This is a genomic window from Paenibacillus alba, assembly GCF_013204855.1.
GTDB classification, from domain to species: domain Bacteria; phylum Bacillota; class Bacilli; order Paenibacillales; family NBRC-103111; genus Paenibacillus_E; species Paenibacillus_E alba.
The window spans coordinates 28,825-42,967 of record NZ_JABMKZ010000035.1 but is presented as its reverse complement, the minus strand read 5'-3'; the positions used below and the strand labels follow the sequence as shown (position 1 = coordinate 42,967).

Annotated in this window: 11 protein-coding genes; 4 read left to right on the top strand and 7 right to left on the bottom strand. The window is 47.0% G+C overall.

What is annotated here, in order from left to right; genetic code table 11:
• Positions 1-54 precede the first annotated feature (54 nt).
• Positions 55-318, top strand: coding sequence for a hypothetical protein (locus HQN90_RS29840; RefSeq protein ID WP_173225970.1), 264 nt, complete (start codon positions 55-57; stop codon positions 316-318).
• 96 nt (positions 319-414) lie between these two features.
• Here the strand turns inward: HQN90_RS29840 and HQN90_RS29835 are convergent, their stop codons facing one another.
• Together HQN90_RS29835 and HQN90_RS29830 are read right to left on the bottom strand one after the other, a co-directional pair.
• Positions 415-2,526 carry a pectate lyase family protein gene (locus tag HQN90_RS29835; protein ID WP_173225967.1) on the bottom strand — a complete coding sequence of 704 codons (2,112 nt, stop codon included), beginning with the start codon at positions 2,524-2,526 and terminating at the stop codon, positions 415-417.
• A gap of 288 nt (positions 2,527-2,814) precedes the next feature.
• Complete coding sequence (locus HQN90_RS29830) at positions 2,815-3,171, bottom strand: hypothetical protein (protein WP_173225965.1); 357 nt, start codon at positions 3,169-3,171, stop codon at positions 2,815-2,817.
• A gap of 934 nt (positions 3,172-4,105) precedes the next feature.
• Between HQN90_RS29830 and HQN90_RS29825 the strand changes: the two genes are divergently transcribed.
• The 3 genes from HQN90_RS29825 (at position 4,106) to HQN90_RS29815 (ending at position 8,783) form a co-directional block, all read left to right on the top strand.
• Positions 4,106-6,136, top strand: coding sequence for a serine hydrolase domain-containing protein (locus HQN90_RS29825; RefSeq protein WP_173225963.1), 2,031 nt, complete (start codon positions 4,106-4,108; stop codon positions 6,134-6,136).
• A gap of 90 nt (positions 6,137-6,226) precedes the next feature.
• Positions 6,227-8,152 carry a sensor histidine kinase gene (locus HQN90_RS29820; protein WP_173225961.1) on the top strand — a complete coding sequence of 642 codons (1,926 nt, stop codon included), beginning with the start codon at positions 6,227-6,229 and terminating at the stop codon, positions 8,150-8,152.
• A complete protein-coding gene (locus tag HQN90_RS29815; protein ID WP_173225959.1) occupies positions 8,145-8,783 on the top strand; it encodes a response regulator transcription factor in 639 nt (212 codons plus the stop codon). Before HQN90_RS29820 ends, HQN90_RS29815 begins: the two co-directional genes overlap by 8 nt.
• 15 nt (positions 8,784-8,798) lie before the next feature.
• Here HQN90_RS29815 and HQN90_RS29810 read toward each other — a convergent pair whose 3' ends face one another.
• The 5 genes from HQN90_RS29810 to HQN90_RS29790 all read right to left on the bottom strand — a co-directional run bounded on the left by HQN90_RS29810 (position 8,799) and on the right by HQN90_RS29790 (position 14,140).
• The gene (locus tag HQN90_RS29810; RefSeq protein WP_173225957.1) at positions 8,799-9,665 is read right to left on the bottom strand and encodes an SDR family oxidoreductase; all 867 of its coding nucleotides are present in this window, start codon (positions 9,663-9,665) and stop codon (positions 8,799-8,801) included.
• Positions 9,662-10,072, bottom strand: a complete 411-nt coding sequence (locus HQN90_RS29805) for a hypothetical protein (protein ID WP_338042406.1) — start codon at positions 10,070-10,072, stop codon at positions 9,662-9,664. The genes HQN90_RS29810 and HQN90_RS29805 overlap by 4 nt, the downstream gene beginning before the upstream one ends.
• A gap of 204 nt (positions 10,073-10,276) precedes the next feature.
• Complete coding sequence (locus tag HQN90_RS29800) at positions 10,277-10,840, bottom strand: MarR family winged helix-turn-helix transcriptional regulator (RefSeq protein WP_173226034.1); 564 nt, start codon at positions 10,838-10,840, stop codon at positions 10,277-10,279.
• A gap of 128 nt (positions 10,841-10,968) precedes the next feature.
• Positions 10,969-12,927, bottom strand: coding sequence for an FAD-dependent oxidoreductase (locus tag HQN90_RS29795; protein ID WP_173225954.1), 1,959 nt, complete (start codon positions 12,925-12,927; stop codon positions 10,969-10,971).
• Between the two features lie 115 nt (positions 12,928-13,042).
• Positions 13,043-14,140: a sensor histidine kinase gene (locus HQN90_RS29790; protein ID WP_173225952.1), complete on the bottom strand. Its 1,098-nt coding sequence runs from the start codon at positions 14,138-14,140 to the stop codon at positions 13,043-13,045.
• Positions 14,141-14,143 lie beyond the last annotated feature (3 nt).

Genomic DNA, 14,143 nt, shown 5'->3' with positions numbered 1-14,143 from the left:
GGCGCCGCGAAGCTAGGCATTGCCAGATACTTTTTCAACCGGATCTTGCACTCGGTGCCGTATGAATTTGATACCCAAGGTTTGAATATACGTACTGACGGCAAGGAGAATGGCCAGCAGACCACGAATCCTACCTATCATGTACCTGGACAGGAAGGATTTAATGTATTGAACTATTTTGGTACTCCTAACGCTGATAAGCTGCCGCAAGAGATGGTTTTGCAAGTCAATGTGAATCGCATCGGTGGGACTAGAGGAAGCTGGAAAGGCCAACTTCAAATCGACCAACGGAAATCATCAATCCCAAGTGCCAAGTAATCCGTGCTTTAAAACTTCCAATGAAAAACGTGGACACCTCATGAGTGTCCACGTTTTTTTGTCGGCGAACAAATCAATTTTGAACCGGCGTCCCTTTTAACTTTCTAGTTTCATGTAATAAAGATTTGTAACATCTTCTTTTGTAAGGGTATGTGCGCCAGGCGCAAGTGATACGCTGACAATGCCATTAGTCATTGCATAACTTGTTCCATCTATCTTGACTTTTAGTCCGTTTGCTGGATTAAACACTAAAGTTAATGTTTTAGCTGTTGTTGTGGTAAACCCAATATTGGTTGAACTCTCCATTTTCAAACATTGCGTTAGTGTTAAGCCATTATAGACCACTGTTCCCTTACTTGTTGAAAGGTTTCCTGCAATAGTGAAGAAGCTGCTTGTTTGTCCATCTGTGGTAAAGTTATGAACAATTGATGTACCCGGTGTTGACGTTGGTGCTGGTGTAGCTGTTGGTGCCGGCGTAGTTGTTGGTGTAGACGTTGGTGCCGGTGTTGACGTTGGTGGTGTTGAATTCCCCCCTACAGCTACAAGTTGAGTTGTGTAATTTAGTATTTTAGTCATCAGTGCTGAATTAAGGCTAGACGACAAGTCATCAACTGCATCAACAAAATCCCATGTAAAGTCTCCCTGATTCAGGCGGCCAGCTTCTGACGTAACAACTTGTTCAACTGTGCTTGCGGCATCGATGTTTGATACTTTAACTCCTGTATCGATTTTAGTATCAAAGTTATTGTAAGATGTTCCACCCGATAATGTTTTGTATGTGTTTGGAACTGTTTCATTTCTAGTCGAAGCTAAGTATGCGTCAAATTGTGTTGCACTAGCTGGAGCTGTTCCTGCATTGGAATTTGCATAAATAATACTTCCAGGATCAAGAATAATATTATTGTATGCTTTAATCATTCCTCCAGGTTCACCTGAGAATGTACCTTCCCCATCGTGCATATCCGTACCTTGTAAAGAAATCAACATTGGATTTTTAGTATGTCTATAATAATTGGATTCCACAAAGGCAGAACTTCCTGTTGTAGCACCCACACCATATTTGGATACTCCGTCAAAGAAGTTGTTATAGACATGAATCGTTCCCGTTCTTATACGTGGATGACGAGAGTCAGAATGATCAAACCAGTTATGGTGGAATGTAACAAAGAATTCTGACGATTCACTCAAGCCGACTAGGGCAGCTTTTCCAGAATCCCAGTAGTGATTGTAAGCGATTGTAATATAAGTTGATCCTTTTTTAAGGTCAGTTGAACCATCACCTTTGGCTTGGTCAGCATCTCCTCCTGCTTTTCCATAAAAAATATCATTATTATGCAGCCAAACATTGGCATTACCTGTATCAAGGGAAAGAGCATCGTCAGGGAATAACATGATACCTACGTTTCTAACTTCCACATTACCGACGTATCTAAGCAGCATTCCCCATCCATAAGCATAGGCATCTTTTCCGATACCTTCTAACGTAATATTCATTTCCGAATAATTGGATTTCCCTTTTACTTCAAGAAATCCACCGCTGTTCAGTTGTCCACTCATGTCAGCAGCCGTAACTTTTCCAATCAATCTGATTGCAAGTGGTGTTGTATCATAGCCTTTTTGTCTTAGCGCTAGAATATTACCAATACCAACACCTTTTTGTACGCCGCCTGAGCTATTGACTTTCACATCAAGAGCTACTGTTTGAGCATTCGCAGATGTTACATAAATAACTTGAGCGCCATTCTTAAGTGTTCCATCATTATTATAAGCACCTGAACCTGTGCCAAATGGTGAGTTTCCTGCAAAAGCAAAGCCAGATCTGTCATGTGCTGTTACGGATAACGCATTTGAAACCGCATTTTCTTTTGAACCATTTGACAGTGCTGCTTCAACTTTCATTACATAACTTCCAGCAGCAAGTCCTACAGCATCAGCTCTCCAATAGGCAGCATATCTTCGGATTAATTGAGTATCAATTTGTTTATATTGAGAATCTGCTGCACTTGCAGGTTTTACATATACATTATACCCTTGAGCATTACTGACAGGTGACCATTCTACAAAGGCCGTCTCATTCCAGCCTCCACTGCCCGTGATCGAAAGACCGATAGCATGTACTGCCTTACTGGCCACTCCGCTTGCGATGATAGATAGCGCTAGAGCAAACAATAGAACGTAATTCGTTACCTTTGCAACATTTTTTTTCAATCTAATTCCTCCCGTGTTTAAGTTGTTGTGGCTCATCTGAAATCGCTTACAATTACTTTCGAAATCACTTTATCCCCCCTCGCATCATCAAAGCTTAATACTAGCTCACTCCTTACGAACATCCTCAGCGTATCAGTTTTGAATGGAGTTCCGAAACAATCATTTGATCATATTGCCCGTTTTTCTGAGTTAATGATTATCGTCGAGGGAAATGATAATCCCGGCAAATATTCAAATAACTGGGACCTCCTATATAGTCCTAGACTGCCACATGGGCGTCTGAATGTGTCAACCCTCGATCATAGCAAGATACCTAATTTCCTTCCCTTCTAATTTAACAATTAGTATGGATCGTCCACCATCAAAAATTTCTACTCCAACGGGAAGTTTAGTCGCCATTTCATTTTCAAAAGTAAGCCCCTTCTTGTATTGACTTTTAATTGCTCCGACTTTCTCACCAATTGTTAATTCTGTTTGTTGTACCCATTCAATATCACTTGCGTTAGTGTAAAAGATTCCTTTGTGTTGAAAAACATCTGCATTCGGATTTTGAACGAGAATTTCTTTAGCTGTCGGATTATGAGTTGTTTGGTTACATCCTGTAAGCATTAATAAAGCAATTAAGAAAGAAATGAGTAGCTTCATCAATTACACTCTCCCCTCGTATATATCAACGTTTGATTTATTCAATTTGTTCCAGCATTTATTGAACATTACTGACATCAAAAAACCGGCCTAAATTTGGCCGGTCTTTAATTGCATTATTAGACTGTTTGAATTTTTACTTTAGCCATAATCCGTCATGCCCGTAAATTCAACTGATATAGGTTTGAGCTCTTTTGCTGCCGAATCAATCCATATAAGATCACCCGGTATCAAGTCATGATTAGGGTCATCACCGTCAATAATAGTTTAGTTCATCTGAGTGTAAAAACCTGCGAAAATGCAGGAATTTCCGGGCAAATTCGGTTAAAAATTGGAAATGCCTGCAATTGTGCAGGTATTTCCATCTTTTTCATCCGCTTATCCAGAAAAAGCCTCAAAAGCCTGCACAAACGCAGGAATTTAACACTTGATGCTATTCCAAGGACAAAAAAGATGCATAATTGCAGGTTTACAAAAAGTAACTGGAGCTAGAGCTAGAGCTAGAGCTAGAGCTAGAGCTAGAGCTAGAGCTAGAGCTAGAGCTAGAGCTAGAGCTCGAGAGTAGAAGGCTCATCAAGAGATGATATGAACCTGTACTAAGGAAATGTGGTTCACATAACATCATTACTTTTTCAATATACCTATATATTCTTTCCAAGGACCAATGTCCGCCCTGTATCTCTCGGCCATTTTATAACTGCTCCTTTCTATGAGTCATCTAATTTCAAGAAATATACCAACAGATATAGAACTATTCGCGAATGAATGGATATTTCCTCTTATAGCGATGCTGCCCATTGGCGCGATCACGCCATACAAATGCGCGAATGGCGCGGATACCGCGCAGCGATACGGATTTGTCGACTGAGAGAATGTGCTACGGTAAAGATGGGGCGTCAAATCCCTCATCTATCTCAAGGCAAAGGAGATCCATATGTACATTCGTTCAGCTTTCCCCGCATCCAAAGTCCGCAAAACACTTTTGGCTTTGTTGATTGCAGTTTTGTTGATTGCAGCCTTGTTCATCCCGCCAGCCGTTTATGCGACTGAGACGAAGGTGCCTCAAGGCGGACCTTCCGATCCGAAGGAGACGGAATCGTTCATTGATAGTTTCTTCAACCGGGCGGACATTCAAGCAAAGCTCGCGGGCGCCGTTATCGTCGTCGTCAAGGACGATCGGACGCTGCTAGCCAAAGGATACGGCTACGCAGATGCAGAGCGTCAGACACCGGTCGATCCCGGCAGTACGCTGTTCCGTCTGGCCTCCCTTTCCAAAACGTTTACCGCCACCGCCGTCATGCAATTGGCCGAGCAGCACAAAGTCGATCTGGACCGCGATATCGGTGGCTATTTGAACGGGCTCCGGATTCCGAACAATACGGGCGCTCCACTGACGCTCAAGCATCTAATGACGCATACGAGCGGTTTCGACCAAACGGAGGCGGACACGGACGAGGGCGATCCGCAGGACGTTTACCCGCTGGAAACTTTCGTCAAAGACAACCTTCCTACCGTCATCCGAAAGCCGGGAGAAGCGTTCAGTTACGACAACTACGCATACGACCTGCTCGGTTATATCGTACAAAATGTCTCTGGCAAACCGTTCGATACCATCGTCGCCGATCACATCTTCACGCCGCTCGGTATGACCGACAGCCATTTGATCCTTACGCCGGACGTGCAAAAACGGCTTGCCGTCCCGCATGACGGAGCCGGAGAGCCGCTTCCGCAGTACGCCACGTTCCCGAATAATTCGCCAGACGGAGGCCTCATGTCGACAGGGGCTGATATGGCCCGGTTCATGAGGGCTGAGCTAAACGGCGGCAAGCTGGGAGATGCGTCCATCCTGAGCGCGCAGTCCATTCGGGACATGCAGCAGCTTGACGTATCGATTCATCCCGATATTCCTGGCGTTGGCTACGGCTTCGAATCGTCGTTCCCGGAGTACGCGAACGGGCAAACCGTCGTCGATAAGGCCGGCGTTTCTTCAGGCTTTCAAGCACAAATGTGGCTGCTGCCCGAACGCCAAACAGGGCTATTCATCGCATTGAACAGTGCGCAGCAAGCGAGAACGATCCGCTCTCAGCTGTTCAAATCGTTCATGGATCATTATTTTCCGGGATCCCCAAATCCGCCGCAAGAAACAGCACCTCCCATAAGCCAGACGAAAGATCAGCTTCGGCGTCTGGAAGGCTTTTACCGCGATTTAAGGCTTCCAATGTGGCATTACGATGTAGTCGCACAGGTCGGCGGACTGCTTATCACCGACTCTTACGGGACGCATCGCTTGAAGCAAGTCAAGGAACTGCTGTTCGAGGATGAAAGCGGCAGAAAAGCGGCTTTCAAGGATGTCGGCGAAGGCAAGCTGTACTTTTCCTATAATAAAGCGGACAGCTGGTCGGAAAAGCTGCCAGGCCCGAAACCATTCTCCGATGTGCCTGACAACCACCCCTATGCGAGATTCATCTACTATGTTCAGCAGCAGGGCTTGCTAGGGAAAGAAAACAGCCTGGCGTTTCACCCGGATCAACCGATCACCCGCGCTCAATTCGTCGGGCAGTTGATGAAACTATCGGATATCCCTTTGTCCCCGGAACCAGAGTCGTTCGCCGATGCCGCGCAAAGTCCGTATGCCGCCGAAATCCAGACGGCTCTTGCGTTAGGCCTCGTCAACGGCACGACCCGCGATGCGTTCGAACCGGATCGGCCGATCATCCGTCAGGAAGCGGCCGTCATCTTGTCGCGTGCGCTGCTGCTAGGCTTCGGCTCCGCCGGAGCCGTTCCGCAGAAAGCCGCGCTGAAAGGCGATACCGACGCCTGGGCACTCGAAGGCGTGCAAACCGTCGTCGCCAGAGGCTACTTCGGCCCGGAGGTCGTTGCGGACGCAACCGGCGCGGTCGACTATCACTCGAAGCAGCCGATGCTGCGCAAAGAAGCCGCTGCGATGTTTTATCGTTTTCCGTAAACGCACTTAGGGGCAAACCTCCCTTTGACGGCGAGGTTTGCTCTATTCTTACGGCATGCATGTTATACTTGAAACGGGTGATCGCATACAATGAACGGACTGAAACGTTTGCAGCCAAAACAAAAAAACGGCCGATGGATTGCCGCATCCTTCGTTTGTTACCTCATGCTTGCCGTTTATATACATATCGTTTCTTTCAATGCGCCCTACCTCGGCATCGAGCTTGGGCAATCGTCCGGCGCCGGATGGCCTGTCGAGTCGATCGACGAAAGCGGCAAAGCGGCGGTTTGGGATATTCAGCCAGGCGACAAGATCGCAGCCATGGACGGCAGTCCCCAACCGAAGCTGGTCAAGACCGTTTCCGGGGCCATCTTGACCAGAGCGAGTTATATCGCCGTGGAGAAGCAGGACGGAACCCATCGAGAGTTCCGAAGCGCTCCCGGTCCGAGCGACATCGTCCAGATGATCATCTCGGCCGTCTTGGAATTGACGCTGCTCGGCATAGGCGTCTTTGCCGTTCGGACGAAGCCGGAGTCACGCATTATCCGCCAGTTTTACATGCTGAACGGGTTGATGGCGCTATGCGTGCTGAGTCAGTTTTCCGACGAGAAAACGGTGTCCGAACTGATCATCATTTTATGCTCGATTTGGCTGCCGCACCTGCTTCTTTCTTTTTATTTGCTGTTGGTGTTCCGAACGGTCCATACCCGGTTCAAGAAACTGCTTACAGGCTATCTGGTTTATTCGATCGTCCTCTCGCTATCGCTCGTTTACTTTATCGCGGCCGGTCAAGATGTGTACTATTGGGTCGTGGACATACTCAATTTGACGGTTGTCGGCACGCTTCTGCTGCTGGCCGGGATCACCTTCGCTTACTGGAAAACGTTCGGCCGGCCGGAGCAAAACCAGCTGCTCGTCTTGTTCGCCGGGCTGTTCTTAAGCCTGCTGCCTTACACGTTTCTATACGCCATTCCGATACTCCTCGGGGACGAACCTATCGTCCTCATCACATATACGCTCATCGGCCTTATTCCATTTTCCGGCGCGCTCACTTACCTGCTCATCGACAGGAGCATGCTCGATATCCAGCTTTATTTTCCGCGGCTGCTCATTCACGGCATTTATTTGGGTAGTTCGTTCGCGTTGTTCACTCTTGCTGCCAAAGGACCAGCGGTTGGGCTCTATCTGCTTTTTGTGCTGTTCGCCCTGCTAACTTTCGTTTATCAGAAATGCTTGCAGCGCTTTCGGCGGAAATCCCAGCGGCACGTGGAATGGCTGGAACGACAAAAGCTTCAGCTGTATAAACAGCTGGCGGAGAATGGGAACAAGCCGCATGCACAGAGCGACATGATCCCGTACAACCGAATCCTGCTCGAGGCGCAGCAGTCCGAACGCATTCGCACCACGTACTATTTGCATGATCATTTGCTGCAAAATTTGATCTTTTTGTCGCGGGACCTGGAGGAGCTGCACGATACGGGGATAGCGGACAAAGAGCAAATCGCCGTGTGGCTGAAATGCGTCTACGACTCGCAGCGCGATATTCGAACGCTATGCGACGATTTGTACCCGCATATTATCGACAAAGGCGATTTGAAAGAGGCACTGCACTGGCTCATGCGAACGATGCGGGAAAAAGGAGATATCCGAATAGAACTCGCTTACGGGCTCCCTCCTGGAGAACCGGCAAACGAGCTGATCAAAACGAATTTGTTCCGGGCCATACGCGAAATCGTTCATAACGCCTTCAAGCATTCCGAAGCGACCGACATAACAATCCGATTATGGATGGACCAGCAAATAATCTACTGTCAAATGACCGATAACGGCAAAGGATTCGACATCGCGTCGGTTTTGTATCCTTCTTCTGAAGGGGAAAGAAGATTCGGCCTGCTGTCTGTACACAGCCAAATTCGTCACCTCGGCGGGGATACGGATGTCGACTCCTCCCCGGGAAACGGAACGGTCGTCACGATCAAACTGCCATTCGGAACGGAGGCGCATGCCCATGCCTGACCACATAAGAGTCGTACTGCTCGACGACCATCCCCTTGTGCTTGAAGGGTTGAAAAACCGGCTCGAAAAGGAACCGGACATCGAGGTCCCGCAAACGTTCGGCGATCCTCGCGAGCTGCTGGAGAAAATTGGCGACTGCCGGCCGGACGTGCTCGTCATGGACATCTCGATGCCGTATTTGAACGGATTCGAGCTGGGTAAAATGCTGAAAGAGCGCTTCGGCCATTCGCTGAAAATCATTCTGCTGTCCGGCTATACGTATGACGAGTTTTATGCCAAAGCCTATGAAATCGGGGCGCATGCCTATTTATCCAAGCAAAGCACCTACGCGCAGATTATTAACGCTATTAAACAAAGCGTGATGGGCTATGCACTCGTTTCCGAAAAAATGATGGCCCGACCGCCTGACCAGCTTACCCCGAAAGAGCGAGAGGTGTTGGAACTGGTCGCCATGGAGTTGACCAACAAAGAGATCGCCCTGCGGCTGGTTATCAGTCAGCGAACGGTCGAATACCATCTCACGTCGATCAATCAGAAGCTCGGCGTCAAAACACGCATTGGTGCGGTCGCCCAAGGATACAAGTCAGGGTTGCTCGGTTCTTACACCCAAGACGATAAGAGGCGGCTTTAAGTCGCCGTTCGCTGCCTACTTGAAATTAGCTGCATACTCATGCAGAAAAGCGTCTAGCGTGCGGGGCTCTCTACCGAGCAAGCTCTTTACAGTGTCCGTAGGACTTTCCGGCACCAACGTAGACATGGTCTGAATTTCCACAACATGGTTCGCGAGCCAAGGAGGCATATGCCCGTGCTCGATTAAATTGCCGAGCAGTACTTGAGGGTCCATATCGATGTAACGTATCGGACGCTCGAGCAGCGCAGATAGTTTATCCGCGATCTGAGGATAGCTGAAAATTTCCGAACCGGTGAGCGTATATATTTGACCCGATGCTTTGCGATTAGTTAGAACCTCTGCGGCAACATCTGCGATATCCCGGCAGTCAATGAAATTACATGGTGAATCTCCCATGGCGCCGAAGAAAGCATTTTGTGCTGAGACTGTTGGTGCAAGGCGCAGCAAGTTTTGCATGAACGCATAAGGACGCAATACTGTATAGGTGATGCCAGACTCGCCCAAGGTTTTCTCGATTTCGTGATGCCAGCCCGCCACCGCCACTGGAGATTTTTGTTCAAAGGCAGGACTGGATATCTTGACGATATGTTCGATCCCTGCTTCGACGGCGATGTTAATGATCGAAGTCTCCAATTCGATTTGTCTTGGGCTGTTGGACATGGCCAGGAAGAGTTGGCTAGCTCCTGCGAACGCACGGCGCAGCGATTCAGGATCAGCAGCATCAGCCGATGCCACTTCGATAGTCGAGCGGCCTTTTTCCCCGAATCGATTACGCAGCTTCTCAGCTTCTCTGCTCAGCGCCCGGGCGGGTACACCAAGATCAACCAAACGTTCCACAAGCCTACTTCCTATCGTACCTGTTGCTCCAATAATCGTTATCATTTTGTCTCTTCTCCTTTGAATGAGTAATTTGTTGCGATAGCATCACGCCACCGCCATGTCACTATCGTGCTTGCTATAAAGCCAGATAACGGGAAATCGATCCAGACCCGATCGACCCAGGCCAATTGATCCATTGGAATCATAATTCCCAGCAAATCAGCTGTCACCCATGCGGCGAACAGGCCAAACGCTATCCCTGCCAACCCGAACATCCCGACCACAACCAAACGATGTGGACCGGTGACCCACCGTTTACGGACTCCTCGACTTCGCAGCCACAGACCCAGCATCCAAGCCACCAACGCCGATGTTACGCCAATTGTGGTCAATGCCCCTATCTGAAGACTCCTGTCGGCAGTGACCAGTCCCCCGATACCTGCCATAACAGCAGGAGCAATATAAGCCATTGCAACTTCTCGCCACAGTATAAAATTCTTTCTCTTGGATCCAGCAGTCTTGATGTCATAAATACCTTTTGTCTGATTCTGGTATTTCATCTTGCTCATGTCGTTACTCCCTTCCTTTTTTAAATTTCAGCAGCTATTTTTTCGGCATGTAATTAGGAGCCTAACTATATAAGAGTGAAAATGGGCTAGTATCACTAGCCCGTTTTACTCATTACTGAAGTTTTCCTTTACTTCGACTGATTCGTCCGTAAGTGCTGAGATGCCTTGTGTGACTCGGCCTAGCAGGTCGAGAAATAAGCTGCGTTCCTCGATATTGAGTAAACCCACCATTGCTTCCAGCCGAGCGAAATGCTCAGGAGCCATTTCACGGAGCTTCTTCGCACCTTCCTCGGTCAAAACGACCGATCGCTGACGACCATCCACTGAGCTTGAACGCCGGGACACTAGGCCATCTCGCTCAAGAATGTCGATAAGACCAGTCACTGTCGCACGTGTAACACCTAGATGCTCCGCTAATTGCGAAGGCAGCTCCTCCCCTTCATTGTCTTCAAGATCAGCTAGTAATCGATAGCGCCCTGTTGATAAACCGAATCTGGAGAAATGAATTTCCGAAGCATGTCCAAGCTTGGCTCCCGCTGCCATTAGCCTAGATGCGACGAGTATCGCCTGTGCGTCGATGTCTAGGTTATAGCGATCAATCTGCCTCTTGGATTGTACAAGCGAAGGAATAGCATCAACGTCATTTAATACTTGATTATCTTTGTTCATACGCATAGTATGGCACCTAACTACTTTTGTGTCAACTGGAAATTTGCCCACTCGTTTCCAAATCGCAGCTTTGATACCTGCATAGGCCGTTATTTGCATTATTTGTTCTAAAGCCCAACGATTCAAAGTTAGAACTGCTTCCCAGCTAGACTGCCTACTGCATCTTTGAGCAGCATATAAGCATCTCCATTAGTTAACTTCTGCTTATCGGTAATGAGATCAACGCTGGCTTTGCTAATGATCCCTTTCGCCTGAAGTACCGCGGGGGCTTCCTCGATCGTCGTTGCGTCTAAACCAATCGCTTTTACTATTGTAAAGCTCGCTTGCTGCAAACTTAATGGTTTTTTTGCCGGTTCTTCTACACCTTTCAATGCTTCGGAAGGATTACCGGTAAAATGAGAAGCATACATACGCTTGATATTGCTCAGCTGGTTCACCATCCGCTGAACATTAGAGGCCTTATCTAAATCAAATGCTGAATTGCCATATGATCCGTAGGCAAGTCCCATATAAACGGCTGCTTTAAGTCCTGGATAATCTTTATGCGTCATAAAAGACGGCTGTTTCAACGTATAAGGCTTTATATCCATTCCTTGATTATTCATCTGTTTTTGCATCTCTTCAATTAACGGCTTCGATTCGGCTAGTTGGCGGAAGGTAACATTGTTGTCCTTAGCAAGTTTAACGGCAACGCCTGCCGCTTGGCCTTCGGCCATTCCAGTCGGGATGACGCGGGCACTTCCATGTGCTAGCGTATCATAACTGGCTGAACGCCCCACTACAAGCAATCCATCCACGGCTTGCGGAACAATGCTGCGGAACGGAACGGCATAACGCCAAGGATCAACCGGAATTGCGCCATTATCTGCTGGTGAAGTCTTCTGGATATCCGCAGGGTAAGAACCAAAGGCAATCCTGTCCCACTGATCGCGATTTTCCAATAAGTCAAGAATGCTTAAGCGGTATAAGCCCTTCATATGCCGGGTTTCTCGAACATATAGCTCGGAAGCTATGCCATCCAGCTCGGCATTCTTGAATTCAGGAAATGTTTGCAGATACTTAACGACATTAGGAATTTCCTCTTTGGCAATTTGCAGGGCTTCCTTCTGCGCAGCTGGGTTTAATCCATCAATTCCGAAAATATGCAGCGCGTTAATCAAAACCGTATCATCATTTTGCCTGCCTATGTTCAGCCCACGCATCATGGCGCGTTCCTTGTTAAGCGGGACGTAGCTTTTCATTTCCGTACCGTATCCCCATGCCGACATGTTGTCCGTTCCAGTGCCGTCGTTCCCATCCCCGTTAAGTCGTTTGGAGATCAGCTCCCATGCTTTGGCATCGATATTTTTCAAACGAAAAACAGCCGTTACTGCCATGGAAGATTTGACATCTCCCAAGTCTTCGCGCCCTATTGTGAATCCGACGCCAGCCGCTGCCGCGATGTCACCATCCTGCGTAGCATCAATGACAGATTTGGCTGCTACGCTATGCTGGGTGCCGTCCTTCGATGTCACTTTTATTCCTTCCACAACAGTGGATTTATCATCTTTTTTAATAATAGGCTCAATTGCTTTTGAGTCCATGGAGATATCAATGTTCTCCTCTGAGCTTACAAGCCTATAAAAGCTATTAGCGGCTGTTTGGATATCAAACGAATGGCCTTCTATTTTTTTGTACCACTCTGCAAATATTCCTTGATTTAAGTACGCCTGTTCCTTGCCTAGTAAACTCGTGTCTGGTTTAACCCAGTTCATATCAATGCTGTTCAGCCAGCCTACGGTCATCAAGCCTCCAAGTATTTCACGGTTTCTGCTGTCTATCAATAAGGTTTGGAGTCCATTGCGCGCGGCGGAGACAGCAGCACTTATGCCTTCTGGATCTGTTCCAACGACAACAACGTCATAACTGTCCTTAAGCTTGGCTACAGATACTACCTTCTTAAGTTCTTGGCGCTGCGGCATCGCTGTAACCGGTTTGACCTGTTGGAGCGACTGGTCTTTACCTTTCATTCCTTTGTTATATATCCAGCTCCCTCCGATACCCAATAAGATCACTATCGCTATCCCTATAAATACTTTGCGTGACATACTTGCACCTCGATTTCATTTTTTGAATACCTCGTACAAACAAGAGTATACAAGCCAAATCTTAAGGTGTCTTTTGCAGCCACTTATGAACCGCTTAAGTAATTCTTAATAATTATTAAGCATTTGCTGGAATCAAGGGAATTCTTGTCTCGAAAACGGTCCTGCTTTTATTGCTGTGTGCCGATATTTGCCCACCGTGCACTTCAATGATGCCTTTTGCGATAGCTAATCCTAAGCCGGTGCCTCCTGTTTCTGACGATCTTGATTTCTCAGCGCGATAAAATCTTTCGAAGATGTAGGGCAAATCCATCTCAGGGATTGCTTCTCCATAATTGATAATTTCTACGATGGCTTCCTCATTGCTTTTCTTGATCTGAATATCCACGAACTTACCTTCTTTGCCATAACGGATGGCATTGGAAATTAAATTTTCATAAGCACGCACCAATTGATTGCCATCCGCTTGGACGTAAACGAGTTCATCATCCGATACCATGCGATACGACATTCCCGCTTTGGTTAGCGTGGGGATGAATTCTTCCGCAAGTTGTTTTAAGAAACCGTTAATATTGATTTTGTTCGTCTTAAGATCAGGACCATTTCCATGTATGGAGGTGTATTCAAATAGGGAATCAATTAATTTCTTTAAGTTTTTCGTTTTTTCGTAGGCTATATTCGTATAATACCGAAGTTCTACTTCGTCCTTATAGCGGTCAGATTCAATTAACTCCAAATAGCCGAGAATCGAGGTAAGCGGGGTTCGCAGATCGTGAGAAACACCGGTAATTAATTCATTTTTGGTTCGCTCGGCAATTCTTTCCTCTTCAATCGAATTTCGCAGTTTTCGCGTCATCTGATTAATGTTTTCGACCACAACGCCCAGTTCGTCTGAAGACTTTGCGACAATTTCATACTCGAGGTTTCCTTTGGCGATTTCTTGAACACCCAACGTAATTTCCTCGAGATAACCAATGATTTTTTGGCTAAATAAAAAGAAAAAAAATAGGAATAAAAGGCCGCCGATAACAACCGCAACGGGTGTAGAACCTATATGATTGACCACCCATCTAATAGGATCTCTAAACGGCTTGACATAGATCAACTTTTGAAGCACTTGATAGCTTAAAAACACCGCTGCTAACGTAAGTACAATGCTGAGCAAAAAAACAAATATAAACTTCCAGCGCAAAGTTTGTATAAATTTATTTCTCATTTG